The sequence below is a fragment of the Streptomyces sp. NPDC107471 genome, from assembly GCF_055582845.1.
The window spans coordinates 884429-907887 of sequence record NZ_JBVJPC010000003.1; the positions used below are offsets into that span (position 1 = coordinate 884429).

Consider the following 23459-nt stretch of genomic DNA (forward strand, 5'->3'; position numbering starts at 1 on the left):
TCCGGGGCTCAGGCCGCGCTGCTCCGCGGCACTCGGCGGGGGCACGTCGAGTCGTGGTCGGTGCCGCAGCTCGTCCACCAGCGTTCACAGCACGCGGTGTCGAGCTCGGCGCGGACGATGTCGTCGGCGGCTCCCGCACCGGGCCCGGTGGGGGCGCCGACCCGGCCGCGCATTTCGGCCAGGGCGCGCCGCTGGTCGTGGAGCACGCTCTCGCGGACGAGTGCGATGACCGGGACCAGGCTCGCGGCCGCGGACAGACACGCGGTCCACGGCGGGCCCTGGCGCAGCGCGAGGACCGCGGTCCAGGCGAGTCCGGTGCTCGTCGCGAGATAGAGGGCACTGAGGAGACCTGCGGAGCGGTTCATGGGCGTATACCGTTCATGGTGCGAGGGATGCCCCTTGTTCAACGGTTTGCGGCCCTTGGGGAAGCGGGTCCGCCCGCACGGTATTGCGCCAATCGCGTGCCGGGCAGGGGTGGACGGGATTGGACGGGCGCGCAGGGGGCATACGAGCGGAAAATTCGAGAGAGGGGCGCTTCGTGCTCGTTCCGGACCCTAAGGCCGTCAGAACCCTGCTGACCCGCTACGCGTCACTGAGGATCGCGCAGGCGGAGAGGGAGAGCCCGGCGACGGCTCGTGAGCTGGAGGACGTCAGTTACACGCTGTGCGTCATGATGGGCACCACCGACGTCCGTGAAGCGGTCGCCAGGGCCGACGCCCTGCTGCCGGCCGCCGGGTACGCGGACCCGGACGGTGAGAGCAGCCTGCCACTGGCGGGATGACGGCACGCCGGGCCCGGCGGACGGTCAGAGGCGCGCCGCCGCCGGGACGGCGTCCTTCGCGTGGAAGGCCGCCCGGTACGCCTGCGGGGTGGTGCCGACGACCCGGCGGAAGCGCTCCCGGAACGCCGTGGGGGAGCCGAACCCCGCCTGCCGTGCGATCCGTTCGACCGGGTGGGCGGTGTTCTCCAGCAGGTACTGGGCACGCCGTACCCGCGCCCGCAGCAGCCACTGCAACGGTGTGCTGCCCGTCTGCTCCCGGAACCGGCGGCTGAAGGTGCGCTCGCTCATCCCCGACCGGGCCGCCATCGCCCCGAGGGTGATCTCGTGGGCCAGGTTGTCCTCGACCCACTCCAGCAGCGGCTCCAGCGTCGAACCCCGGGGCACGGGCGGATGGTCGTGCACGATGAACTGCGCCTGCCCGCCCTCCCGTTCCAGCGGCATCACCGACATCCGGGCGGCATGGGCCGCGACCGCCGACCCCAGGTCCCGGCGGATCAGGTGCAGGCACAGGTCGAGGGCGGCGGCCGCGCCCGCGGAGGTCAGGATCTGACCGTTGTCGACGTACAGCACGTCCGGCTGGACGTCGACGGCGGGGAAGCGCCGTGCCAGCTCGTCCGCGGCCACCCAGTGCGTGGTGGCGCGCAGCCCGTCCAGGAGCCCGGCCGCCGCGAGCACGAAGGCGCCCACGCACACCGACGCGATCCTGGTGCCGCCCGCCCCGGCCTCCCGCAGTGCCGCCAGGACGCGCGGGGAGGGCGGTGCGGCGGTGGGGGAGCAGCCCGGCACGATGACCGTGTCCGCCTCCGCGAGCGCCTCCAGACCGTGTTCCACCCGCAGGGTGAAGCCGCCGTCCGCGCGGACCTCCGGTGACTCGGCGCACAGCCGGACCCGGTAGGCGGGGCGCCCGTCCGGCAGCCGCGTCCAGTCGAAGACCTGCATGGGCGCCGCCATGTCGAACGGCACCACATCGTCGAGAACCAGGATCACCACGGAGTGCATGACCGCCACGATAGGCAGGTTCCCGCCACGGCCACCACCACGGAAACAGCGAGAATCTCCTGCTCGGTGGGTTGGCGGGAATCCGTTGGCAACTGTCGTTTCAGCCTCTGTGTGATCACCGGCCGGGTTCCTAGCGTGGACGGGCACCGCCGACCGCACCGGAGAGGGATCCGCCACCCCATGACCAAGTTCCTGCTGACCCTGCACGTCCTCGTCGCCATCGTCGCCGTGGGGCCGGTGACGGTCGCGGCCAGCATGTTCCCGCCCGCGGCCCGGCGGGCCGGCGCGGCGGAGGCCGGCATCGCCACGGTCCGGCTGCTGCACCGCATCTGCCGGGTCTACGCCGGCATCGGCATCGCGGTCCCCGTCCTCGGCGTCGCCACCGGAGCCGCGATGGGCGTCCTCGGCGACGCGTGGCTGACCACGTCCATGGTCCTGACGGCGGCGGCCGCCGGAATCCTCGCCGCCTTCGTCCTGCCGAGGCAGGACGAACTGCTGGAGGCGTTGACCGGACAGGGGAGCGTCGAACACCGGGCCACCGCCCAACTGGCCATGTTCACCGGCATCTTCAACCTCCTGTGGGCGACCGTGACCGTCCTGATGATCGTCCGCCCGGGGTCCACCACCGGCGCATGACCACCCGCCGGCCGTCAAGCCCGGAACCGGAATTCGCACGTCGGTGCGTGGAGGCGCCTAGACTCGTCAGCCGTGCCCACGCGCGTGGGCCCGCGAAAACGAAAGGCGCGTTGACGGGTGTTCCAGGATTCCCCCATCTACGACCGACTCGTCGCCGAGCGCGGCGACGTCCCCGCTCTGACCCGCAGGGAGGCCGAGCGCGTACGCAGGGAACTGGAGTACGTCATGCGGCCGCTGCAGTCCCTCATGCCTCCGCCCGTCCCCGAGCGCCCGGCCTCGCCCGGCCAGGGTTGGGTGCCCGCCCTGCCGCCCGCCGGCCCGCGGCCCTACTGATCCGGCCTCAGGACACCCCGGTGCTCACGCCGTTGCCGGGGCAGCGCGGGACCGGGCCGGGCCAGCCACTCGGCGATGCTCCGTGCGATCGGCTGGCCCGTCTCCACCTCCACGAAACCGAACTGCCCTGACTGGTTGCACTCCAGGAACCACCAGGTCCCGTCCGCGTCCTCGGCGAAGTCGAAGGCGCCGTAGGCCAGTTCCGCCGCCCGCAGATAGTCCCGGACGGCCGCGGCCACCCGCGGCGGGACATCGGCGGGCTGCCAGGGCGCGGTGGACGGGGCGAACCGTACGTCCACCTCGTCGTCGGCGCCCGAGGCCTTCCGGGCGGCCAGCATGGTCTCGCCCACGACGGTCAGCCGGATGTCGGCCCGCTTGGCCACCCGCCGTTGCAGCAGGGTCGGGCCGAACGCGACGGCGGCGAAGTCGGTGTCCGGCGCGACCCGGCTGGTCGGCACCGCCCGCGGCGGGTCCTGCGGGTGCGCCCCGGAGACCGGCTTGACCACCAGGTCGGGATAGCGCTCGGCGAACTCGCGGGCGGCCTGCGGGAACGTCGTCACGATGGTCGCCGGCACGGGCAGTCCGCAGCGCTGGGCGAGCCGCAACTGCCAGGGCTTGTGACGGGCCCGGCGGGCCGCGTCGGGGTGGTTCATCCAGCGGGCGTCACTGCCCCGGAGCATGCCGTACAGCGCCTGGTCGGACTCCTCGGTCAGCCACTCGGAGGGCGCGGCCGCCCGCGCCGCGGGGATTCCCGGACGGCGGACCCAGATCGAGCGCAGCCCGGAGATGCCCACCAGACGGCCGCCGACCGACAGATGGCCGCGGAAGGCGCCGTGCACGTACTCCCCGGACAGCGCGACACCGTCGGTCAGGTCGGCCGGGTCGAGCCGGACCACCGGGACCCCCGTGGCGTTGAGGTGCACCACGACCATGTCGGCCGTGACGTCCTCTTCGCAGGTAAGAATCAACACGGTCATCGAACGCCGGCCGTGTTCAGTCGTCGAAGTGAGTCTTGGAGCCCGCCGTGCTGGTGGTGGTCCCCAGTTCCCTCATCAGCGCGTGGTCGCGGGCCGCGACCCGGCCGTCCATGAGCACGTTCAACTGCAGTCCGGAGTCGTAGACGTACGGAGTGGTCGCCTCCAACGTCGCTGCCGGACGTGCGTAGTTGAGCGCGAACGGTTGCATCGTCTCTCCCTCGCCGGTACTGCCTCTCGCCGACGGCCGTCACCCCACGACGCCGTCAGGTCAGCCGACTTCCTTCGGCTTCCAGAGACTTATACGAATCGAACGAGTGATTGGTTTCCTTACACTGCGTAATCACGACCGCCGGACGGTCTCCCCGTCCCGCCCGTCGAGCCGCAGCGCGGCCCGGTCGGCGGGGGAGCCGCGCAGGGTGCGCAGGGCGAGGAGCAGGACGCCGATGTCGTCGAGGTACACCGGATCCGGCACCAGATCGGTGGGCAGGACGAAGTACAACAGGGCACCCCAGAAGACCCAGCGGGGCCCGGTGGGCAGGCCGGCGCGGCGCAGACCGCGCCGGGTTCTCACGAGCCGCACCAGCAGTCCCACGGCCACCGCCAGCGCCAGGGCCGCCAGCACCACGGCGACGACGATCAGTGCTGTGGTCGCATCCACGGGCCGACCTCCTCCTCCGGGCGCCGAACGGCCCGCTGTCTGACGGATTCCCGGATCCGGCCCCCCTAGGCTCCCCGGGGGCCGCACTCACACCCGTGGCTCATCCGAGTGGCACGCCGCCGTGTACCCGCTTACGAATGGGGTCATCTCGATGCCGCGGTCGCACGACGGGGGCGCGTGGGAGCGACCGCAACTCTTTGTCTGGAGCAGAGCATGACCACCGGCCCGACAGCAGCTTTCCCGAACGAACCCGCCATACCGATGGACCGGTCGTACGGCGATCCCGTCGGCGACCTGGTACGTGCCGCCGTGGCCGACCGTCCCCTGGAGGACGTCGTCCACCTCATCACCCTGCTGGAACAGTCGCCCCAGTACGCGCAGTCCACCGCCGCGGCCCTGCGTGCCGTGGGCGTGGACCGGTCCGTGGAGGACGTCACCCGGCTCGTTGCCCTGCTGACCCGACCGCCACGGGACGCGGACAGCGCCGACGAGGCCATCCGGGCCGCCGCCGAGTCCCGTCCCGTCGAGGACGTGACCCGTCTGGTGGCCCTGCTGAACCGGTCCGAGGTGCAACCCCACTGCGGGCAGGAGGCGGTGCGCGCGGCGGCGACCGGCAGACCCGTCGAGGAACTCGTCGAGCTCATAGGGCGGCTGGCGACGGAACCGCCCCCGCAGCCCTACCCCGAGATCGACGCGGCGTACGACGAGGAGTGGCGGCCCGAGGCGGAGGTGCCGGGAGCGAGCGCCTTCCCGGCCCCGCCGCCGCACCCGCCCGCCTCGGAGCGGACCCGCGGTGCGGCCCTCTGGCCGAGCAGGATCGCCGCCCTGGCCCTGCTGGTGTGCGGTGTCCTGTGCTTCCCGGTCCACCAGGACGGCGCGTCCGTACAGGTGTACGGGTTCGCGCTCGGGGTGTCCCTGCTGTGCGTGCTGCTCGCCGCGATGACCCTGCGTCCCGCCGTCCCGGTGCTGGCCCTGGCGGTCGTCGTGCCGGCCGGGGTGGCCGCGGGCCAGTTGCTGAACGGACAGTTCCGCTCGGCCGGGCTCGCCCGGGCCCTGGAACTGCCGCTGGCGCCGGCCTGGCTCGCGGGGACGGCGGCCGTGTGCGCGTCGCTGGCCGCACTGACCGCACTGGTGGTGCTGGTCGCCTCGCCGCCGCCGCTGGACCGCGTGCTGGCGCAGCGACGGGCGGCGGAGGCCATCCGTGAGGCGGCGGACGCACCCGTGGCCCGCTAGCCGACGCACCCACCGGGGAGCCGGAAGCCCGGTTCCCCCGAATCCTGCGGAGACCTAGGAGCCGTCCCTCTCCCGGAGGCCGCTCAGGACGCGGTCCGGGGTGAGGGGCAGCTCCCGCAGGCGTACGCCGGTGGCGTGGAAGACGGCGTTGCCGATCGCGGCCGCCGTTCCCACGATGCCGATCTCGCCGATGCCCTTGCTGCCCATGGGGTTGAGCCGGCTGTCGTCCTCGTCGATCCAGTGCGCCTCGATGTCGGGCACGTCGGCGTGCGTGGGCACGTGGTACGCGGCCAGGTCGGACTCGGCGAAGTCACCGAACGCGGCGTCCATCGTGCTGCCCTCGGTCAGCGCCATGCCGAGCCCCATGGTCATGCCGCCGACGAACTGCGAGCGCGCGGTCCGGGCGTTGAGAATGCGCCCGGCGGCGTACACCCCCAGCAGTCGGCGGACCCGGGTCTCGCCGGTGACCGTGTCAACGGCGACCTCCGCGAAGTGGGCGCCGAAGGCGTGCCGGGCGTAGGGACTGTCGGCGTCGGCGCGGCCCGCGGTGTCGGCCCGGACGTCGATCCCCTCCGCGGGCACCGGCCCGCCGGCCAGGCGCTCCGCGAGCCGGGAGCACGCCTCGTGCACCGCCCAGCCCCAGGACGCGGTGCCCGACGAGCCGCCGGCCAGCGACGCGGCGGGCAGGTCGCTGCAGCCCACCTCGGTCCGCACCCGGGCCACGGGCACCGCGAGCACGTCCGCGGCGACCTGCGCGAGCACGGTCCGGGCGCCCGTGCCGATGTCGGTGGCATTGACGCGTACGACGAACGTCCCGTCGGGCAGGGCACGCGCCGCCGCCGTGGACGGCTGTGCCATGACGGGGTAGAGGGCGGCGGCCACCCCCGAGCCCACCAGCAGCAGGCCCTCGGCACGGGAGCGGGGCCGTGGGTCCCGCTCGGACCAGTGAAAGCGCCGGGCGCCCTCGCGCAGGCACTCGACCAGGTGCCGGCTGCTGAAGGGCTTGCCGCTGTCGGGTTCGGTGTCGGGCTCGTTGGCGATCCGCACCTCCACCGGGTCCATGCCGAGTGCGACGGCCAGCTCGTCCATGGCCGACTCCAGGGCGTACATGCCGGGCGCCTCGCCGGGCGCCCGCATCCAGGACGGGCTGGGCACGTCGAGGGGTGCCACACGGTGGGCCGTACGGGAGTCGGGGGCCGCGTACATGACCCGTGCGGGCACCGCGGCCTGCTCGACGAACTCCTTGATCCGCGAGGTGTGGGTGGTGACCTCGTGGAGGAGGGAGGTGAGCCGTCCGTCGGGGTGGGCCCCGAGGCGCAGCCGGTGCAGGGTGGGCGCGCGGTGTCCCACGACGGACGGCAGGAGGCGGCGGGGGAGGGCCAGGGTGACCGGCCGTCCGGTGTGCTGGGCGGCCATCGCGGCGAGCACCACGTCCGGCCGGGGCGTGCCCTTGGAGCCGAAACCGCCGCCCACGTGCTCGGCGTGCACGGTCACCCGGTCCTCCGGGAGGTCGAACAGGCCGGCCAGGACGGCGCGTACGGCCGTGGAGCCCTGGGTGGAGGTGTGCACCGTGAGCCGGCCGTCGTGCCACTCGGCCGTCGTCGCGTGCGGTTCCATCGGGTGGTTGTGCAGCGGGGGCACCCGGTAGTCGGCGTCGACGCGGACCGGGGCGGACGCGAACGCGCCCTCGGGGTCGCCGTGTTCGCGGGTCCCCGGGAAGCCGCCGTTGGCCTGCTCGGGGGCGTAGGCGTCCGGGTGCGTGACGGTCAGGGTGACGTCGTGGTCCTCCACGGCGTAGTCGACATGGACGGCGGCGGCTCCGGCGCGGGCGGCCTCCAGGGTCTCGCCCACCACCAGGGCGACGAACCAACCGCGGTGCGGGACACGGGAGTCGCGCAGCACGGCGAGGGTGGGGTCGTCCGGCTCGGACAGCCTCGGCGCGTTCCGGTGGGTGAGGACGGCGAGGACTCCGGGCACCTCCAGAGCGGCCGCGGTGTCGATGCCGGTGACCCGGCCCCGGGCGATCGAGGCGGGCACGGGCCAGGCGTGCGCGCGGCCGGGACGGGGCTGTTCGGCGGCGTAGCGGGCGGTGCCGGTGACCTTCTCGCGGCCTTCGCGGCGCTCGACGGGAGCGCCCAGGGCGGTGGCGGCGCCTTGTGCGGTGGCGTCCATGCGTCCTCCTCAGGCCCTGGCGGCCGTGGTGAGCCGGGTCAGGACGTCCAGGGCGAGCGAGCGTGCCAGGGGCACCTTGTAGGCGTTGTCCCGCAGCGGCTCGGCGGCGGAGAGCTCCAGGTCGACCGCGTGCTCGAACGCGTCCGCCGTGGGCGCGGCGCCCAGCAGCGCCTGCTCGGCCCGCAGCGCCCGCCACGGCCGGTGCGCCAGCGCCCCGAAGGCGAGCCCGGCGTGGTCGACCACCCCGTCCGTCACCCGGATCACGGCGGCCACCGAGGCGAGCGCGAAGGCGTACGACGCCCGGTCCCTGGCCTTGCGGTAGGCGGACGGCAGCCCGGCCGAGGTCGCCGGCAGCAGCACCCCGGTGACGAGCTCGCCCGGCAGGATCTCGGTGTCCCGCTCCGGATGGTCCCCCGGCAGGCGGTGGAAGTCGGCGACGGGGACGCTCCGGGCGCCCTCGGTGCCGTACAGCTCCACACGGGCGTCCAGCGCGGCGAGCGCGACCGCCATGTCGGAGGGGTGGGTGGCGATGCAGTGCGGGGAGTGCCCGAGCACCGCGTGGTCCCGGTGCACGCCCTCGCGGGCGCCGCAACCGCTGCCCGGTTCCCGCTTGTTGCACGGTTTGGCGACGTCCTGGAAGTAGGGGCAGCGGGTGCGCTGGAGCAGGTTGCCGCCCGTGGTGGCGGCGTTGCGGAGCTGCCCCGAGGCGCCCGCGAGCAGCGCCTGGGACAGGGCCGGGTAGCGGGTGCGGACGGCGGGATGGGCGGCGAGGTCGCTGTTGCGGACCGTGGCGCCGACGCGCAGTGAGCCGTCCGCGAGTTCCCGGACCTCGTCGAGGGGCAGCCGGCTGACGTCGACGAGCACGTCAGGCTGTTCGACGCCGAGTTTCATCAGGTCGACGAGGTTGGTGCCGCCGCCGAGGTAGCGGGCGCCGGTCCGGGCGGCGAAGAGCTCCGCCGCCTCCTCGGCGCTGGTGGCGCGTACGTAGTCGAAGGTCTTCACCGGATCACGTCCTCGACCGCGTCGACGATGCGTGGATAGGCGCCGCACCGGCACAGGTTGCCGCTGAGCCGTTCACGGATCTCGTCCCGGTCCAGCGGGACGGGGTGCCCGGCGGGGGTGTCGCCGGTGACGCGCGAGGGGTGGCCGGCCGCGGCCTCGTCCAGCATGCCGAGGGCCGAACAGAGCTGGCCGGGGGTGCAGTAGCCGCACTGGAAGGCGTCCCGGTCCAGGAAGGCCCGCTGGAGGGGGTGCAGTTCGTCCCCCTCGTCGGCGAGGCCCTCGACGGTGCGGACCTCGCTGCCGTCCAGGGCGACCGCGAGCAGCAGGCAACTGTTGACCCGGCGCCCGTCCACCAGGACCGTGCAGGCCCCGCACTGGCCGTGGTCGCAGCCCTTCCTGGCCCCCCACAGGTCCAGGTCCTCGCGCAGTACGTCGAGCAGGACGCGCCGGTGGTCGACGAGGAGGGTGCGGGGTTCTCCGTTGACGGTGAGCTTGGTCTCCGAGCAGGTGGCGCTCTCGTGGTTCTCGCCGCTCATGATGACGGTGACCTTCCGGACGGGCCGACGTGCTGTCCCCACCGCGTATCCACAGTGGGCCCTCCGACACCTCCTGTCACCCCGGGAAGGAGCCCCGCCTAGGCTGGCGCCATGAACGCCGACGTGCTGCGCGCCGCCTACGGGGCCTTCGTGGCCGTCGTACGTCCCCTCGGGGACGAGGAGTCCTGGCGGCCCACCGGGTGCACCGGCTGGGCGGTGCGCGACCTGGTCTTCCACTGTGCCGGGGACGCCCAGCGGGCCCTGGTCGCCCTGCACACGCCGGCGGCCGGAGCAGCCGACCGGGACGCGGTGACCTACTGGCGCGACTGGGCGCCGGACCCGGTGGGCGCGGCGCACGGCCGGCGCTGGAACCGGGTGTGCGCCGGTATGTTCCTCGACTTCCGTCAGTTGCGCGAGCTCTACCTGGAGACCACCGCGGCCACCGTGCACGCCGCCGCGGACACCCGGCCGGACCTGCGGGTCTGCACGCAGGGACATGTGCTGACGGCCGAGGACCTCGTGCACACGCTCGTCGTCGAGGCGACCGTCCACCACCTCGACCTCGTCACCGATCTCCCCGAGGCCGCCGGGCCGTCCCCGGCGGGCCTGGCCGCGGTGCGCGCCACGCTGGACGGTCTCCTCGGCCGGCCCGTCCCGCTCGACTGGAGCGACGAGCACTACGCCCGCGCCGCCACCGGCCGCGCACCCCTCACGGACGCCGAGCGCCTCGCGCTGGGCGCGGACGCGGACCGCTTCCCGCTCTTCAGCTAATCTGCCGGTCCTGGTCCTCGTCGCGGGCCGGGGGCCGCAGGGTGCCCTTCCAGCGCCCGAAGGTCCTGGAGAGCTGCTGCAACGGCGAGGTGACCTCCGGATCGGTCCGGGGCTCGGGCACCGGGGCGTTCTCGCGGTAGATCGCCAGCGCCTCGTTGGCCCGCTCGGCGGCTTCCCGGTACAGGTCCCGGGACTTCGTCATGGCCTCCAGCGCATCGGCGTACATCGCCACAAGCGCCCGCTCGCGCTCCAGCTCCTCCCGCAGCGTGAGGAGCTGCCACTGCTCCCGCAGGGCGGTCACGGCCGCCTCGCCGCCCTCCGGCAGCGGTTTGGGCATCGCGGCGTAGCGCGTGACGGCCGCGATCAGTTCGGTGGGTTCCGAGCCGTCGAGGAAGACACTGCGTACGGAGAAGTCCTGGCCGTCGTACCCGGGCGGCACCGGCGTCCCGGGCAGCACCACGGCACCGCCGCGCGGCACCTCCACGCCGAACTCCTTCACGGCCCAGTTCAGGACCCGGAGCTGGTGCGGCTGCGCCCGGTGCTCGACGACCCGGTGGCGCAGGCTCGGCGGCAGCATGTCGGCCAGCGGGCGGCGGCCGCGCTGGTCGGTGGTCATGGCCTCGTGGACGACGACGTGCACGGCCCAGCTCCGGCGCACGGCCTGCCGGAGCACCCGCCGGACGTCCTTGTCCTCCTCGGGCAGCACGCTCAGGTCCCGCAGCCGCAGCCCGGTGGCGGCGTCGCGGTCCCAGAAGGCGTCCTCGCCGTCGGGCCAGAACATGGTCGCGGGGGAGGGCCACCGCAGATCCCACGGCGCCTCCGCCTCGGCCGCCAGCACCCACTCCTGTCCGCCGCTCGACACGGGGGCGAGCGAGAGCCGGGCCCGGACGGTCACCTCACCGGCGACCCGCCAACGGGCCTCGAAGACGCGTTCCGGGGCGTCCCCGGTCTCGGACGGCTCCTGGAAGTCGTCGAGGGCCGCGCTCTCCTTCAGTCGCTCCAGGTTTCGGCGCAGGACGTCGGCCGCGTCGGAGCCGAGATGGCGGCCGCGGGCCAGCCAGACGGTCGAGGGTGCCGTGGGGTCTGCCGTGGGAGTGCTTGACATGGGTCCATCTGTGGAAGGGGGTGGTGGGTGCCTGGGCCAAGTATCGTCGCCGCCGGTCCGTGCGGACCAGGCGGGTCCGGCAGGCGGACACGCCGGGCACGCGGCGCCGGCCCGCCCGGACGCTCATCATGACCTGCCCCGCGCACACGGGGCGCACACGCCACGCACAGAGCAACCGCGGTTCACTCGTGCCCTGTTCACGGCCCGGCACGCCAAAATGACCTCTCGAACAGGGCCCGCCCACCATCCGCATTGGGGCGGGCCCTGTTCGCGGTCCCCGCTCCCCTTCTCGGTGCTTCGGCTGGCTGAATATATCGGGAGCCGATATATTCGCGTTCATGGCACCGAGGAACATGACACAGGCGGCGTTCTTCGTACTGACCGCCCTCGCCGATCAGCCGCGGCACGGCTACGGCATCCTGCGCGAGGTCGAGGAACTCTCCGAGGGGGCCGTGCAGATGCGCGTCGGCACCCTCTACGGCGTACTGGACCGGCTCACCGCCGACGCGCTGATCGTGCTGGACCGCGAGGAGGTGCAGCAGGGCCGGCTCCGGCGCTACTACCGGCTCACCGACGAGGGGACCGCGGCCCTGGACGCCGAGGCGGAGCGGCTGGCCGCCGGAGCGAGCGCCGCGAAGAAGCGGATCGCCGAGGGGCGCCGTGCCCCCGGCAGTGCTCCTGGAACGGCCGACGTGCCCGTCACGGGGCCCGGACTCGCCGGAGGTCTGGCATGACGACGCTGCTCGAAGCCCGCTACCGCGCCGTGCTGCGCCTGCTGCCCGCCTACTACCGGCGCGAGCGGGAGGAGGAGATGGTCGAGACCTACCTGTGGGACGTCGACCAGGAGACCCAGGAGCAGAGCCGGCCCACGCTCGGGGAGGTGGCGAGCGTCGCCGCGCTGGCCGTGCGCAGCAGGCTCGGCGCGGGCGGGGCGCCCCGGCGGTACGCCGTGCTCGGCTCCGCCGTCCGTCTCTTCGCGCTCCTCGCCGTCCTGCTCCAGGCGGCGTCCGCCGTGGTCGACCGGGTCCTCGGACTGACCTGGGCGTCGACCCGGGGCGGGAGCCAGTGGGACCTGTTCACGGACGGCTTCGTCGGCCACGGGGTCTGGGCCGGCGTCGGCGCGGCCGCCCAGTGGTTCCTCCCGCTGCTGTGGCCGGTCGCCTACTTCGCCCTGCTGCGTGACCAGCGCCGCCTCGCCCAGGTCTCGGTACTGGTCGCCGCCCTGCCGACGCTCTGGCCGCTGGCCGATCTCTGGGCCCGCGACTTCGCTCCCTCGGACTCCGCGTACGTCGTCGCCGCCGCGGTGCTGGCCTGGACGTCGGCACTGGCACTGTGCGCGGCCCACCACCGCGACGCGCCCCCGGCGGCGCTGCCCGCGGGCGCGCCCGGACTGGTCTTCGCCACCTGCTGTGTGCTGATGGGCGGCTCCGTCGTGGTGCTGCCCGGCGGGGTCGACACCGTCTGGGCGCTCGTCACGTGCTACCTGGTGACGGCCTTCGCCTGGCTGCTGTACCGCGCACGGGGCGAGAACCGCGTCCCCGCCGGGGAGGCGGCCGCCCTCGCGGCCTTGGGGCTGCTCCTCCTGGCGGTCCGGATCACCGCGGTCTACCCGTGGCTGGACGTCCTGCCCGGGGCGCTGCGGGTGGGTGTCCTGACGCAGGCGGCGGCCCTGTTCGCACTGACCGCCGCCCTGGCCGTCGTGAGCGGACGTGACCTGCTCAGCCGTGGTACGTGATGTACCCGTTGCCGTCCCGGTCGTTGGCGCTCTTGGTGTACGCGTGGGTGTCGGCGTGCGCGCCGGAGGGCTTGTACAGGTAGATCGTGTCCTTGTCGTTGTTCCAGAGGAAGTTGCAGTTGTTGCGGTAGACGACGTTGTTCGCGTCGGAGTCGGTGCCGCGCCCCCCGCGCAGCTTGACGTAGTCGCCGGGCTGGAGCGTGTGGTTCTTCGTGAACGTGAACTTGTTGGTGCTGGTGGAGTCCCTGACGACGTACCCCTTGAGGTTCACCGTCGCCGTCCGCGAGTAGTTCTTGATCGTCAGGTACTCCTCGTCGGTGTTGCCCGTGGTGCAGTTGTTGGAGTCCCTGCCCGGGGCGTCGTACTGGACGCCCTTGACCTTCAGTGCCGACGAGTACTCGGTGGCGTGGGCCGGGACCGCGGTCAGCACGGTCAGCGCGCCCGCGGCCGCGACGACCGCTATGTGTCCTCTGCGCATGGAAAAGCCCCCCTGTGAAGGTCTGGTGAAGAAGACCTGGAGCGTATACAACGCGGAGTCCCAAGGGGGGCTTTTCGGTTGAATCAGTAACCTACTCGGAACGTGGCGTCCTGCTTCTCGGTGGTGGTGGAGACCGGGTCGATGCGCAGGACGTAGTTGGAGTGGCGGATGTAGCGGGTCGGGTTGTTGTACGAGCGGAAGGAGGCCCAGCTCGCGTCCGCGAGGCCCGCCGTGCGGTAGAAGGTCGCGTCACCGGCGAAGGCCGACGTGCCGTCATTGACGTCGAGTTGGAGCGCGTAGTTGTAGTGCCGCAGATAGCGGTCGGGGTAGTTGACGGACCGGAAGGACACACCGGAGCTGTCGGCGAGGCCCGGGACGAGGGTCCACAGAGAGTCCTTGTAGGGCTCGACGGGGTACTCGTCGATGCGGCCCGCGTAGTTGGAGTGGCGCACGTAACGGGCCGGGTAGTTGTAGGACTTGAGCCGGTTCCAGGCGGGCGCGCCCCACTTCGCGAGCAGGTTGTTGTACTCGGTCGTGGTGATCGTGGCGATGCCGCAGTGCTTGGAGTTCACCGGCTGGGTGTAGGTCCTCTGGTCCAGGGCGGTCCAGGTGCCGGTGGCGGGGCTGCCGGACTGCCAGGCGTAGAAGACGCCGTTGGGGGTGTAGGTGTCGCCCCACAGCCACCAGGTGCCGGAGGTGAGGGACTTGACCACGGTGGGGGCCTCGGTGCCGCCGTGGGCCACGCCCGCGCTGAACTCCGTGAAGCTGCCCGGGTTCAGGGTGGTGGACCTGGCGCTCACCAGCGTCTGGTTCTTCTTGAAGAACAGGTAGTTGTAGCCGTTCACGCCGACGGCCATGTCGCCGTCGATGACGTCGTAGCCGGGGTCGAAGAAGACCTGCGGGGCCGAGGCGGTCACGAAGTCGCCGGTGTAGTTGACCATGATGACGTTGTGGCCGCTGGAGTTGACCGCCGAGTAGATGACCGCGTACTGGCCCCGGCCCGCGTCCCAGAACGCCTCGGGCGCCCAACTGTGGGTGGTCATGTCGTGCAGCTTCAGGCGCCGGTAGCCGGTGAAGGTGCGCAGGTCGGTGGAGTCCCAGACGTGTATGTACTGGCTGTTGTAGCTCCAGTCGGTGCCCTTGAGGTCGGTGGCGAGGACCACGAAGGTGCCGTCCTGCTTGCGCATCAGGAACGGGTCGCGCAGCCCGAGCGCGCCGGCGGTGGGGGTCACCAGGGGGTTGTTCTGGTTCAGCGGCGTCCAGTTGAGCCCGTCGGGGCTCACGGCCAGGTGGAGGCCGTAGTCGGTGCCGTCGCCGAGGTTGGTCGACTCGGTGAAGTAGGTCATCGCGTACGCCGAGTCGGCTGCGTGGGCGGTGCCGGAGCCGAGGGTCAGGGCGAGCGGCACGGCGGCCGTCATGCCCAGGACGCCGCGGCGGGACAGGTGGGGGGTTGCGCTCATCTTGGTCTCCAAGGTGGCGTGCGGGGGCACCTCAATTGGCCGGTATTTCGAACGTAGTTCGGCAAATCGATCAGAAGGTAGGGCCTGGCCATGAGCGCGTCAATCGTTCTGCCGCTCCTTTGTGTTTTCTGTGCCCCCGGGGCGCTGGGTGGCGCCCCGGGGCGAAGAGGTCGGCGTCGGGTGTGGCGTCAGCGCTGGGTGTAGATGAAGCCGACCTTGTCGACCGCGTCCCCCGAGCGTCCGTGGAATCCGGCGATCTGCCGGCCGGCGGGGGCGGTGCGGGTCACGCAGTCGGAGGTGGTGGTGCCGCCGGCCAGCGTGCGGCCGAGGCTGGTGGTGAACCTGGCGTAGAAGATCCGCGTGTGGCCGTTGTACTCGCCCTGGCAGAGCTGGGCCGTGGTCACGTACTCGTCGCTGCCCAGGGTCAGGGAGGACGCGGTGCCGCCGGTCCCGCCGTGCGCGAGGGTGGTGCCGTTCGCCAGCGTGAGGCTCATCCGGTCGACCCGGGAGCCGCTGCGCAGCCCGATGGTGGTGGCGCGGGCGCCGGCGGGGACGGCGGCGATGTCGTTGTAGTAGTCGCCGTGCGGGCCGCCGAACTGGTCGCTGAGCTGGTAGGCGGAGTTGCGCGACCAGGTGAAGCCGACGGTGATCGGGTCGTGGTCGGAGAGCATCAGGTTGTCGCCGGTGAGGAACTTGGCGTGCTCGTTGTCGTACGAAGTCGCGGTGAGCGAGACGAGTGCGCTGCCGCGGTAGAGGACCTTGTCGACGACCTCGCAGGTGTTGGGGACGGTGGTGCCGCTCTGGTCGCAGACCAGCGCGTCGCTGCCCTTGGCGGGCGGGGTGCCGCCGCGGACGAGCTGGACCCAGGGGTCGGTGAGGCCGTTGGCGGCGGCGAACTCGGCGATGGTGTCGCCGGAGCGGGTGTAGCGGGTGTTGGTGTCGCCCATGACCACGACGGCGTTGCCGGCGGAGTGGGTCCTGATGAACGCGGTGAGCTGGTCGAGGTTGTCCGCGCGCGAGGCGAGGTCCCCGTCGCTGGTGCCCGCGTTGGTGTGCAGGTTGTAGAAGTCGACGTAGATGCCCTCGGCGAGGCGCTCGCGCATGAAGGTGAAGCCCTTGGGGGTGAGGCAGTCGCCCGAGTCCACCTGGCAGGAGTTCCAGCGCACCCGCTCGAAGTCGTCGGTGTCATAGGGGAGGGTGGACAGGGTGTTCAGCCCGCTGCCGAAGCCGGCGCCGCCGCTGGTGGGGCTGCGGTGGGCGTGGGTCGTGTCGGCCGCGTAGAGGAAGGCGTGGTAGTTGAAGTCCTCCTGCACGTGGACGATGTCGTACGGCGCGATCCGTCGGCCGATCTCCGTGGTGCTGGACTCACGGGGAGTCGGTGCGCTGGAGATGGCCTCGGGCAGGCCGGCCACGTTGTAGCTGAGGACGCTGAAGGCGCCCGAGTCGGCGGCCGTGGCCGAGGGGGCCGCCGCGGTGAGTCCGCCGAGGGCGGCGGCCGTCGTCGCCAGGGCGGCGAGGAGTCTGCGCATGGAGAGTTCTCCTGGGGGAGTGGCACGGGCAGGGAAGCGGGGCGGGACAGAAGTTACCGCCGGTTACCCCATGTTGTCGCGGTTCCGTGCGCTCGCGGCCGGTCAAGTTCCCTGTCTGTGAACGGGTGTTGGGGCCTCGCGCCCGCCGTCGTTCATCTGGCCTTCACGCGCGGTGGCTGAAATTCGATCCTGAGAGTGTCTTGGTTCCGGGGTGATGCTGGATGTGGAATTTCCGCGCGGCATATCTGTCTACGATATGAAGATCGTAGGGAGAGGGAACGCACGTGAGTGAACCACCAGTCCTCGTCTGCCCGGAGTGCGGGGCGCCCAGGGCGGCGGACGGCACTCCCTCCTGCTCCTGTGCGCACCGCGCCTCGGAGGCCCACCGCGAGTCCCGTACGGCCGAGGCGGCCGCGGCGGAGGACTTCGACCCGGTGCGCATACGGCCCTATGTGGAGGTCCGCGAGGAACCGGCCGACCCGGCGGGAGGGCCGCAACGGCCCCTGCTCACCGGGGACTTGCCCGACGTCGTCACGGCCCCGGCGGACCCGGGCCGGCCGCCCGGCGAGGAGCCGCACCCGGAGCTCCCGGCCGACGGCGGACCGCACGGGCGCAGACGACGGAACATGGTCGTCGCCGGGGCGGGTGCGGCCGTCGCCGTTCTCGTCACCGGCGGGTTCGTCGGCGGGCTCTTCACCTACGACGGCCCTTCCCGGGACGGTTCCGTGGCAGGTGGTGTGCGCGCGGGCGTGCCGGAGGTACCGGTGTCGTCGAGCGGCCCGGCCGCCACTTCCCCTTCTCCTACGGCGAGTTCGTCCCAGTCGTCCGCGCCGCCCTCCTCCTCGCCGAGCGCGGAGTCCAGCGACAGTGCCTCCCCGACGGGCACCGCCACCCCGACCGGGGCCCCGTCGAGCGTCGCCGCCACCGCCACGGCGGCCCCCGGCCCGACCGTGTCGAACGGTCAGCCTCCTGTGCTCGGTCTCGGCGACCAGGGGCCCGAGGTCGTCGAACTCCAGCTCCGGCTGCGCCAGGTCGGCGTCTACGACGGGGAGGCCGACGGCGACTTCGACCGGCAGGTGCAGAGCGCGGTGCGCACCTACCAGGTCACCCGTTTCATCCTGAAGGACGAGTCCGGCGTCTACGGCGTGGCGACGCGCGCCGCGCTGGAGTCGGAGACCTCCGAACCCTGAGCCCGGAGGCTACTTCCGGTGCCCGTCGGCGGGATGCGCCCGGTCGTAGGGGCGGGGGTAGGCGGCCGGGACGTAGGGCAGGTAGCGGGCCGGTGAGGCCTGGTCGGCCTTCGTGGCACGGGAGTTGAGGGCGGCGGGATCGCTGCCGTGCCAGTGGCCGCTCGCGATCCGGTCCTCCAGCGCGTGCAGGGCGGCGATCTGCTCGCCGGGGCTGAAGGTGCAGTGGCCCGCGTTGTCGACATGGCGCTGGCGCAGCAGCGGAGCCGAGCCGGCGGCCGTGACGGCCCGGCGGTAGGCGCTCTCGGACTGCACGGGGATCAGCGCGTCGCCGGTGGTGTGGATGTCGAGTTGCGGCTTGGTGAGGCGTCCGGTGAAGGAACTCGTACGGCTCATCCAGTCGACGGCGTTCCGGTCGGCGCGGATGCGCGGGGCCCGGTCCAGGGAGTTGAGGTCGGACCTCAGGGAGAGGCCGGCCTTCGCGTACAGCTCCTCGACCTCCTTCAGATAGGGGGAGTCGCGGAGCATCGCGCGGTAGTCGACCCCGGTGTTCCACGACGGGTTGCCGCCCGCCCGGGACTCGGCCTCCTGGCGCCAGACGAAGGCGGGGAACCTCACCAGCCCGACGAGGGCCTGGTACTGGTTGGACTGCTGGGCGTCCCGGTCGGTGGGCGCGGGCCGGGGCTGTGCGGGGTCGTTCCAGCCGGGGATGTCGTGCAGGGCGGCGGCGAGCGCGATGCGGGCGCGTCCGTCGGCGGTCCGCTGGGCTTCGGTGAGGACGGCCGTCATGGCGTCGGACGCCCGGGTCGCGGAGGCCGGGCTCGACAGGTCGGTCAACGGGATGCCGGAGCCGGGTGCGAGGAGTGTCCGCAGCGCGAACACCGGGTCCAGCGTGCTGTTCCAGTTGGCGACACCGCCCTGGACCAGCCCGCACATCGACAGTGAACCGGCCAGGCGGGACGCGTGGCGTTCCGCGAGGGCGGTCGTGACGAGACCGCCGTAGGAGGTGCCCCAGGCGATGGTCCGGCCGGCGCGTCCGAAGCGGGCGGTGAAGGTGTCCAGGGTGGCGAGCTGGTCGGGTACGGCCTCGGTCACGGCCCAGCCGGTGGTGGCGTACGACGACCCGATGAGCGCGTAACCCTGCGCCAGGAGAAGGGACTTCGTGGTGTCGTCGGGCGCGTTGCGGGCCGGGTTGGGGACGCCCGCGGGGGTGTAGCCGTGGCTGTAGAGGAGGACCGCTCCGTTCCAGTCGGCCGGTACGTCCATGAGGTAGGCCGCGCCGGCCGGCAGCCGGCCCTCGACGTGGGTGTCCTCGGCGGCTCGGGCGGCCGGGGCGAGGGGGGCGGCGAGCAGCAGGGCCGCGACGGTGACGAGCGTACGGGTGCGGATGCGGTGCATCACGAGACGTGGGCTCCTTGGGCGCAGTCCGTTTGTCCTGCGGTCGGGGGACTGACATCGGCGAAGGTAGGCGTGTACATTACTGGCGTCAATGATGTGCACAACATCAGCGAACGGGTCGTGGGGCGCTCGCCGCCTCGTCGGGAGGGCCCCATGCCAAGGCGCGTGCTCGGACTTGCCGTTGCGGTGATGACCCTCGCGGGCGCCGCCGGATGTGGCTCGTCGGACTCCGGGAGCGGTGGCTCGACATCCGCGAGCGGAGGGAAGAAGACACAGGTCACGGTGGGTGTCATCCCCATCGTCGACGTGGCCCCGCTCTATCTCGGGCAGAAGAAGGGGTTCTTCGCCGACCGGGGGATCGAGCTGCGGACGGTGACCGCGCAGGGCGGCGCGGCGATCATCCCGGGAGTGGTGAGCGGTCAGTTCCAGTTCGGCTTCAGCAACACCACGTCCCTGATGCTCGCGCAGACCAAGGGCGTTCCCGTGAAGTCCGTGGTCAACGGGGCCGCGACCAACGGCAGGGTGGGCGCCGACGTGACCGGTGTCCTGGTGCGGAAGGACAGCCCGGTGAAGTCCGCGAAGGACCTGGCCGGACGCTCGGTCGCCGTGAACACCCTGCAGAACATCGGGGACACCACCGTGCGCGAGTCGGTGCGTGAGGCAGGCGGCGATCCGGCGAAGGTGAAGTTCGTCGAGATCCCCTTCGACCAGATGCCCGCCGCACTGGACGGGGGCCGCGTGGACGCCGCGTGGATGGGCGAGCCGGCCCAGACGGTCGCCAAGGCGCAGGGCGCCCGGGTCGTCGCCTCGCCCTTCGCCGAGACCGACCCGAAGCTCACCGTGGCGACCTGGTTCACCTCGACGAAGATCGCGCAGCAGAACCCGGAACTGGTGCGGAAGTTCACCGAGGCCATGAAGGAGTCACTGGAGTACGCCACCGGCCACCCGGACGAGGCCCGGCAGATCCTCACCGTCTACACCAAGATCGGCGGCGAGGTGCTGAGCGAGCTCATCCTCCCGAGCTGGCCGGCCCAGGTCGACATCGCCTCGCTGGAGAAGCTCGCCGCCCTCGGTGAGGAGGACGGCATATTCGGCGACCGGAAGCCGGACGTCCAGGCGCTGTTCTCCTGAGAGGCGCGCTCAGCCCTTGGCCCGCCGCCCGCTGCGCCGCGGGGCGGGGTCGGCGCCGCCCAGCAGTTCACGGCGGCGCTCCTCGCCGTGCTCCTCCACCTGGAGCACGACCTGTCGCAGGCCCTCCGCGAGGCCGCGGCACTCGGTGTCGCTGAGGCCGGCCGTCACGAAGGCCTCCTCCTCGTTGAACGCAGGGAACACCCGACGCATCAGCTCCTCGCCCTCGTCGGTGAGCCTGAGCAGGACGAGCCGCCCGTCGGTGGGGTGCCCGGCGCGGCTCAGCAGCCCGCGCGACTCCAGGGTCCGCGCCACGCCGGTGAGCGTGCCCTTGGAGATCCCGGCCTCCTCCGCCACGTGCCGGGTCTCCGACTCGCCCCACACCCAGACGACCCACAGCACGACGAACGCCGTCCAGGTCAGGTCCGAGCCGCGCAGCACGGAGTTCTCCAGGTGCTGGCGCACCGCGGAGGCGGCCCGGTAGATGTTCGCCACGGCCGCCATCTGGTCCCGTCGGATCGGGAAACCACCGAGCTTCTCGGCCGCGAGCTTCTCGGCTTGGGTGATGGATCGCTGGCCGGGCACGGGCGGCTCCTTCGTCTGGCACAGGTCGTTCGGGATCAAATTCTAGTGGGGGTGCCGCTCGGCCCGGAGGTCCGCGTCCCAGTCCAGGAGCCGGACGAGGTCCTCGTCGGAGGGGCGGGACGCGGCCGAGGGGGTGTGGGTGCCCCGGGAGATGTTGCCGCTGACGGTGATGTTGTGCTCCACGCGCGGGCGGCGCAGCGCCTCGTACAGGGTGAGCGCGGCTTCCGTGTCCGGGGCGTCCCGCAGGGCCTTGGCGAGCACGACGGCGTCCTCCAGCGCCATCGAGGCACCCTGGCCGGTCGCGGGCGAGGCCGCGTGGGCGGCGTCGCCGATGAGCAGGGTCCGTCCGGAGCGCCACGGGGTGCCGGTGGGGATCTCGGTGGCGTTGGTGACCATGAGGTCCTCGCCGGCGGCCGCGACGAGGTCCGCGGCCGGTGTGGGGTCCTTGCGCAGCAGCGGCAGCAACAGCTCGCGCCAGTCAGCGGGGGTGCCCTGCGCCAACTCCTGCGCGGACAGCGGGCCGCCGCCCACCCGGGCGAACCAGTAGGCCTCCCCGTCGGGCGAGACCGCGTAGCCGAAGGCGGCCCCGCTGCCGCGGACCATGGTGATGCACGCGTCCGGGCCGGGAGGGACCGCGCGCGTGTAGCCGTAGAAGACGTACTGGCCGGCGTGGAACGGCCGCGTCCCGGGGGAGACCGCCCGGCGGACGGCGGAGTTCAGGCCGTCGGCGCCGATCAGCAGGTCGCCGGTCGCGGTGGTGCCGTCGGCGAAGTGCGCGGTGACCCCGTCGCGGCCGTCCTCGACGGAGACGAGCCGCGTGCCGTGCCGCACGGTGACACCGCGGCGCGCGGCCTCAGCCTGGAGCGCGGTGTTGAGGTCGCCGCGGCGCAGGCACCGGTAGTGCAGGAGCGGGTCGGAGACCTCGCCCATGGGTGTGTGCGCCCGCTCGGTGCCCGTGTCGTCGAGGACCCGGAGCGAGGTCAGCGGGAAGCCGATCGCGGTGACCGCGGCGGAGGCGTCCAACTGGCCCAAGGCGCGCATGCCGTTGCTCGCCAGGGTGAGGAACGCGCCGATGTCCTCGGCCGCGTCGGGACGGGCCTCGTGCACGACGGCCTCGACACCCGCCTTGTGCAGTGCCAGGGCCGTCGCCGTGCCGGCGACACCGCCGCCGATGACCAGTACGCGTGCCACACCCACCCCGTTCGTCCCGCGTCGGCCCGCACGGTCGTACGGACACGAGGGGAACGACGGGCCGACGGCGCGGGTTCCGCGCACAGCACGACGCCGGCCGCGCCGCCTCCGTGGGGCTTCGGCACGGCCGGCGTCACGTTCGGGTCAGGCGCCGCTCTCGCGCAGCATGTCCTCGCGCTCGACGAGCTTCACGCGTTCCCGGCCCTGGGGCTCGCCCAGCGCCTTCTCGGCGGCGTCCAGCCTGTACCAGCCCTCCCAGGTGGTGAAGCGGACGTCGCGCTCGGCGAGGAACGCGTCCACGGCCTCCGGCTCGGGCGAACCGGGCGTCTGGAGACGGTCGTTCGCGAAGTCGTCCAGCAGGTTCGACACCGTCTCGTTGGCGTCGCCCTTCGTGTGGCCGATCAGGCCGACCGGGCCGCGCCGGATCCAGCCGGTGACGTACGTCGACTGCAGGTGCTCGCCGCTCTCCTGCAGGACGCGGCCGCCCTGGTCGGGGACCGTGCCCGAGTCGATGTCCCAGGGCAGCTTCGGGAGCTTGTCGGAGAGGTAGCCGACCGCGCGGTAGACCGCGGTGACGTCCCAGTCCTTGAACTCGCCGGTGCCCTTGACGTTGCCGGTGCCGTCCAGGGCGGTGCGCTCGGTGCGCAGGCCTACGACCTTGCCGTCCTCGCCGAGGATCTCGGTGGGCGACTCGAAGAAGTGCAGGAACAGCTTGTGCGGGCGGTCGCCGACGTCGCGGATCGCCCAGTTCTCCAGGGTCTTGGCGACCATGTCGGCCTGCTTGTTGCCGCGCCGGGTCTCGATCGAGCCCGCGTCGTAGTCGATGTCCTCGGGGTCGACGATGACCTCGATGTTGGGCGAGTGGTCCAGCTCGCGCAGCTCCATCGGGGAGAACTTCGCCTGCGCCGGGCCGCGGCGGCCGAAGACGTGGACCTCCAGCGCCTTGTTGGCCTTCAGGCCCTCGTGGACGTTCGGCGGGATCTCCGTCGGCAGGAGCTCCTCGGCCGTCTTGGCGAGGATGCGGGCCACGTCGAGGGCGACGTTGCCGACGCCGAGCACGGCGACCTTCTCGGCCTCCAGCGGCCAGGTGCGGGGCACGTCCGGGTGGCCGTCGTACCAGGAGACGAAGTCGGCGGCGCCGTAGGAGCCGTCGAGCTCGATGCCCGGGATGCGCAGCTCACGGTCGGCCGTCGCGCCGGTGGAGAAGATCACGGCGTCGTAGAAGGCGCGCAGGTCGTCCAGGTTGATGTCGGTCGGGTAGTCGACGTTGCCGAACAGCCTGATCTGCGGCTTGTCGAGCACCTGGTGCAGGGCCGTGATGATGCCCTTGATCCGGGGGTGGTCCGGAGCCACGCCGTAACGGATCAGTCCGAACGGGGCCGGCATCCGCTCGAAGAGGTCGATGGAGACACCGGGCTCGGCGGCCACATCTGACTTGAGCAGCGCGTCGGCGGCGTAGATCCCGGCGGGGCCGGCTCCGACGATGGCTACCCGCAGGGGGCGGGGCATGATCAGGTTCCCTTCGAGCGGTGGCAGATCAACTCGAGGGAAGCCTAAGCTAAGGC

25 protein-coding genes are annotated in these 23459 nt (G+C 72.5%); 9 read left to right on the top strand and 16 right to left on the bottom strand.

From position 1 onward, the window contains the following. Positions 1 to 8: 8 nt before the first annotated feature. Positions 9 to 365, bottom strand: coding sequence for a hypothetical protein (locus tag ACZ66S_RS13545; RefSeq protein WP_469901645.1), 357 nt, complete (start codon positions 363 to 365; stop codon positions 9 to 11). Between the two features lie 173 nt (positions 366 to 538). Between ACZ66S_RS13545 and ACZ66S_RS13550 the strand changes: the two genes are divergently transcribed. Continuing rightward, positions 539 to 781: a DUF5133 domain-containing protein gene (locus ACZ66S_RS13550; protein WP_469901646.1), complete on the top strand. Its 243-nt coding sequence runs from the start codon at positions 539 to 541 to the stop codon at positions 779 to 781. Positions 782 to 805: 24 nt separating this feature from the next. Here ACZ66S_RS13550 and ACZ66S_RS13555 read toward each other — a convergent pair whose 3' ends face one another. Then, positions 806 to 1780 (bottom strand): GlxA family transcriptional regulator, encoded by a 975-nt coding sequence (locus ACZ66S_RS13555; protein ID WP_469901647.1) that lies wholly within the window; start codon positions 1778 to 1780, stop codon positions 806 to 808. A 180-nt stretch (positions 1781 to 1960) separates the two neighbouring features. On the opposite strand from ACZ66S_RS13555, the gene ACZ66S_RS13560 reads away from it, so the two are divergent. Both ACZ66S_RS13560 and ACZ66S_RS13565 read left to right on the top strand, forming a co-directional pair. Next, the gene (locus ACZ66S_RS13560; protein ID WP_469901648.1) at positions 1961 to 2416 is read left to right on the top strand and encodes a hypothetical protein; all 456 of its coding nucleotides are present in this window, start codon (positions 1961 to 1963) and stop codon (positions 2414 to 2416) included. Between the two features lie 117 nt (positions 2417 to 2533). After that, a complete protein-coding gene (locus ACZ66S_RS13565; RefSeq protein WP_329296273.1) occupies positions 2534 to 2749 on the top strand; it encodes a hypothetical protein in 216 nt (71 codons plus the stop codon). Here ACZ66S_RS13565 and tgmB read toward each other — a convergent pair. The 3 genes from tgmB to ACZ66S_RS13580 all read right to left on the bottom strand — a co-directional run bounded on the left by tgmB (position 2743) and on the right by ACZ66S_RS13580 (position 4384). Beyond that, on the bottom strand, positions 2743 to 3726 hold the full coding sequence (gene tgmB / locus ACZ66S_RS13570) for an ATP-grasp ribosomal peptide maturase (RefSeq protein ID WP_469901649.1): 984 nt from the start codon (positions 3724 to 3726) through the stop codon (positions 2743 to 2745). The genes ACZ66S_RS13565 and tgmB overlap by 7 nt on opposite strands. Before the next feature lie 16 nt (positions 3727 to 3742). After that, on the bottom strand, positions 3743 to 3934 hold the full coding sequence (gene tgmA / locus ACZ66S_RS13575) for a putative ATP-grasp-modified RiPP (protein ID WP_031037338.1): 192 nt from the start codon (positions 3932 to 3934) through the stop codon (positions 3743 to 3745). Between the two features lie 132 nt (positions 3935 to 4066). After that, positions 4067 to 4384, bottom strand: coding sequence for a YkvA family protein (locus ACZ66S_RS13580; RefSeq protein WP_469901650.1), 318 nt, complete (start codon positions 4382 to 4384; stop codon positions 4067 to 4069). A 213-nt stretch (positions 4385 to 4597) separates the two neighbouring features. Between ACZ66S_RS13580 and ACZ66S_RS13585 the strand changes: the two genes are divergently transcribed. Then, the gene (locus ACZ66S_RS13585) at positions 4598 to 5617 is read left to right on the top strand and encodes a hypothetical protein (protein ID WP_469901651.1); all 1020 of its coding nucleotides are present in this window, start codon (positions 4598 to 4600) and stop codon (positions 5615 to 5617) included. A 54-nt stretch (positions 5618 to 5671) separates the two neighbouring features. Here the strand turns inward: ACZ66S_RS13585 and ACZ66S_RS13590 are convergent, their stop codons facing one another. Genes ACZ66S_RS13590 through ACZ66S_RS13600 form a run of 3 tightly spaced genes read right to left on the bottom strand, consistent with a single transcriptional unit; the run spans position 5672 to position 9327 of the window. Next, on the bottom strand, positions 5672 to 7789 hold the full coding sequence (locus ACZ66S_RS13590; RefSeq protein ID WP_469901652.1) for a xanthine dehydrogenase family protein molybdopterin-binding subunit: 2118 nt from the start codon (positions 7787 to 7789) through the stop codon (positions 5672 to 5674). 9 nt (positions 7790 to 7798) lie between these two features. Further along, positions 7799 to 8791, bottom strand: coding sequence for an FAD binding domain-containing protein (locus ACZ66S_RS13595; RefSeq protein WP_469901653.1), 993 nt, complete (start codon positions 8789 to 8791; stop codon positions 7799 to 7801). Next, on the bottom strand, positions 8788 to 9327 hold the full coding sequence (locus ACZ66S_RS13600) for a (2Fe-2S)-binding protein (RefSeq protein ID WP_469901654.1): 540 nt from the start codon (positions 9325 to 9327) through the stop codon (positions 8788 to 8790). The genes ACZ66S_RS13595 and ACZ66S_RS13600 overlap by 4 nt, the downstream gene beginning before the upstream one ends. A gap of 111 nt (positions 9328 to 9438) precedes the next feature. Here ACZ66S_RS13600 and ACZ66S_RS13605 point away from each other — a divergent pair, with 111 nt between their 5' ends. Continuing rightward, the gene (locus ACZ66S_RS13605; protein WP_469901655.1) at positions 9439 to 10098 is read left to right on the top strand and encodes a maleylpyruvate isomerase N-terminal domain-containing protein; all 660 of its coding nucleotides are present in this window, start codon (positions 9439 to 9441) and stop codon (positions 10096 to 10098) included. On the opposite strand, the gene ACZ66S_RS13610 is transcribed toward ACZ66S_RS13605, so the two are convergent. Next, entirely contained in the window at positions 10091 to 11203 is a 1113-nt protein-coding gene (locus tag ACZ66S_RS13610) for a hypothetical protein (RefSeq protein ID WP_469901656.1), read from the bottom strand. The genes ACZ66S_RS13605 and ACZ66S_RS13610 overlap by 8 nt on opposite strands. Positions 11204 to 11556: 353 nt before the next feature. On the opposite strand from ACZ66S_RS13610, the gene ACZ66S_RS13615 reads away from it, so the two are divergent. Both ACZ66S_RS13615 and ACZ66S_RS13620 read left to right on the top strand, forming a co-directional pair. After that, positions 11557 to 11937, top strand: a complete 381-nt coding sequence (locus ACZ66S_RS13615; RefSeq protein ID WP_469901750.1) for a PadR family transcriptional regulator — start codon at positions 11557 to 11559, stop codon at positions 11935 to 11937. Continuing rightward, the gene (locus tag ACZ66S_RS13620; protein ID WP_469901657.1) at positions 11934 to 12938 is read left to right on the top strand and encodes a hypothetical protein; all 1005 of its coding nucleotides are present in this window, start codon (positions 11934 to 11936) and stop codon (positions 12936 to 12938) included. The genes ACZ66S_RS13615 and ACZ66S_RS13620 overlap by 4 nt, the downstream gene beginning before the upstream one ends. On the opposite strand, the gene ACZ66S_RS13625 is transcribed toward ACZ66S_RS13620, so the two are convergent. The 3 genes from ACZ66S_RS13625 to ACZ66S_RS13635 form a co-directional block, all read right to left on the bottom strand. Then, on the bottom strand, positions 12922 to 13416 hold the full coding sequence (locus ACZ66S_RS13625; RefSeq protein WP_469901658.1) for a lamin tail domain-containing protein: 495 nt from the start codon (positions 13414 to 13416) through the stop codon (positions 12922 to 12924). The two genes, ACZ66S_RS13620 and ACZ66S_RS13625, sit on opposite strands and share 17 nt — an antisense overlap. An 83-nt stretch (positions 13417 to 13499) precedes the next feature. Next, positions 13500 to 14876 (bottom strand): glycoside hydrolase family 43 protein, encoded by a 1377-nt coding sequence (locus ACZ66S_RS13630; RefSeq protein ID WP_469901659.1) that lies wholly within the window; start codon positions 14874 to 14876, stop codon positions 13500 to 13502. Positions 14877 to 15064: 188 nt separating this feature from the next. Then, positions 15065 to 16405 carry a jacalin-like lectin gene (locus ACZ66S_RS13635; protein WP_469901660.1) on the bottom strand — a complete coding sequence of 447 codons (1341 nt, stop codon included), beginning with the start codon at positions 16403 to 16405 and terminating at the stop codon, positions 15065 to 15067. 284 nt (positions 16406 to 16689) lie between these two features. On the opposite strand from ACZ66S_RS13635, the gene ACZ66S_RS13640 reads away from it, so the two are divergent. Continuing rightward, a complete protein-coding gene (locus ACZ66S_RS13640; protein ID WP_469901661.1) occupies positions 16690 to 17595 on the top strand; it encodes a peptidoglycan-binding domain-containing protein in 906 nt (301 codons plus the stop codon). Positions 17596 to 17604: 9 nt separating this feature from the next. Here the strand turns inward: ACZ66S_RS13640 and ACZ66S_RS13645 are convergent, their stop codons facing one another. Beyond that, positions 17605 to 18990 carry an alpha/beta hydrolase family protein gene (locus ACZ66S_RS13645; protein ID WP_469901751.1) on the bottom strand — a complete coding sequence of 462 codons (1386 nt, stop codon included), beginning with the start codon at positions 18988 to 18990 and terminating at the stop codon, positions 17605 to 17607. 153 nt (positions 18991 to 19143) lie between these two features. Here ACZ66S_RS13645 and ACZ66S_RS13650 point away from each other — a divergent pair, with 153 nt between their 5' ends. Next, positions 19144 to 20121: an ABC transporter substrate-binding protein gene (locus tag ACZ66S_RS13650; RefSeq protein ID WP_469901662.1), complete on the top strand. Its 978-nt coding sequence runs from the start codon at positions 19144 to 19146 to the stop codon at positions 20119 to 20121. Between the two features lie 9 nt (positions 20122 to 20130). On the opposite strand, the gene ACZ66S_RS13655 is transcribed toward ACZ66S_RS13650, so the two are convergent. The 3 genes from ACZ66S_RS13655 to ACZ66S_RS13665 all read right to left on the bottom strand — a co-directional run bounded on the left by ACZ66S_RS13655 (position 20131) and on the right by ACZ66S_RS13665 (position 23403). After that, positions 20131 to 20703: a MarR family winged helix-turn-helix transcriptional regulator gene (locus ACZ66S_RS13655; protein WP_469901663.1), complete on the bottom strand. Its 573-nt coding sequence runs from the start codon at positions 20701 to 20703 to the stop codon at positions 20131 to 20133. A 42-nt stretch (positions 20704 to 20745) separates the two neighbouring features. Continuing rightward, positions 20746 to 21894 carry an FAD-dependent oxidoreductase gene (locus ACZ66S_RS13660; RefSeq protein ID WP_469901664.1) on the bottom strand — a complete coding sequence of 383 codons (1149 nt, stop codon included), beginning with the start codon at positions 21892 to 21894 and terminating at the stop codon, positions 20746 to 20748. A 144-nt stretch (positions 21895 to 22038) separates the two neighbouring features. Then, on the bottom strand, positions 22039 to 23403 hold the full coding sequence (locus tag ACZ66S_RS13665; RefSeq protein WP_469901665.1) for an FAD-dependent oxidoreductase: 1365 nt from the start codon (positions 23401 to 23403) through the stop codon (positions 22039 to 22041). Positions 23404 to 23459 lie beyond the last annotated feature (56 nt).

Bases quoted from the DNA above. Each gene is read 5' to 3' on its own strand.
- ACZ66S_RS13545 (WP_469901645.1), bottom strand. From the start codon at position 365: ATGAACCGCTCCGCAGGTCTCCTCAGTGCCCTCTATCTCGCGACGAGC.
- ACZ66S_RS13555 (WP_469901647.1), bottom strand. From the start codon at position 1,780: ATGCACTCCGTGGTGATCCTGGTTCTCGACGATGTGGTGCCGTTCGAC.
- ACZ66S_RS13560 (WP_469901648.1), top strand. From the start codon at position 1,961: ATGACCAAGTTCCTGCTGACCCTGCACGTCCTCGTCGCCATCGTCGCC.
- tgmB (WP_469901649.1), bottom strand. From the start codon at position 3,726: ATGACCGTGTTGATTCTTACCTGCGAAGAGGACGTCACGGCCGACATG.
- tgmA (WP_031037338.1), bottom strand. From the start codon at position 3,934: ATGCAACCGTTCGCGCTCAACTACGCACGTCCGGCAGCGACGTTGGAG.
- ACZ66S_RS13585 (WP_469901651.1), top strand. From the start codon at position 4,598: ATGACCACCGGCCCGACAGCAGCTTTCCCGAACGAACCCGCCATACCG.
- ACZ66S_RS13590 (WP_469901652.1), bottom strand. From the start codon at position 7,789: ATGGACGCCACCGCACAAGGCGCCGCCACCGCCCTGGGCGCTCCCGTC.
- ACZ66S_RS13600 (WP_469901654.1), bottom strand. From the start codon at position 9,327: ATGAGCGGCGAGAACCACGAGAGCGCCACCTGCTCGGAGACCAAGCTC.
- ACZ66S_RS13605 (WP_469901655.1), top strand. From the start codon at position 9,439: ATGAACGCCGACGTGCTGCGCGCCGCCTACGGGGCCTTCGTGGCCGTC.
- ACZ66S_RS13610 (WP_469901656.1), bottom strand. From the start codon at position 11,203: ATGTCAAGCACTCCCACGGCAGACCCCACGGCACCCTCGACCGTCTGG.
- ACZ66S_RS13615 (WP_469901750.1), top strand. From the start codon at position 11,557: ATGACACAGGCGGCGTTCTTCGTACTGACCGCCCTCGCCGATCAGCCG.
- ACZ66S_RS13620 (WP_469901657.1), top strand. From the start codon at position 11,934: ATGACGACGCTGCTCGAAGCCCGCTACCGCGCCGTGCTGCGCCTGCTG.
- ACZ66S_RS13625 (WP_469901658.1), bottom strand. From the start codon at position 13,416: ATGCGCAGAGGACACATAGCGGTCGTCGCGGCCGCGGGCGCGCTGACC.
- ACZ66S_RS13630 (WP_469901659.1), bottom strand. From the start codon at position 14,876: ATGAGCGCAACCCCCCACCTGTCCCGCCGCGGCGTCCTGGGCATGACG.
- ACZ66S_RS13635 (WP_469901660.1), bottom strand. From the start codon at position 16,405: ATGCGCAGACTCCTCGCCGCCCTGGCGACGACGGCCGCCGCCCTCGGC.
- ACZ66S_RS13645 (WP_469901751.1), bottom strand. From the start codon at position 18,990: ATGCACCGCATCCGCACCCGTACGCTCGTCACCGTCGCGGCCCTGCTG.
- ACZ66S_RS13650 (WP_469901662.1), top strand. From the start codon at position 19,144: ATGCCAAGGCGCGTGCTCGGACTTGCCGTTGCGGTGATGACCCTCGCG.
- ACZ66S_RS13665 (WP_469901665.1), bottom strand. From the start codon at position 23,403: ATGCCCCGCCCCCTGCGGGTAGCCATCGTCGGAGCCGGCCCCGCCGGG.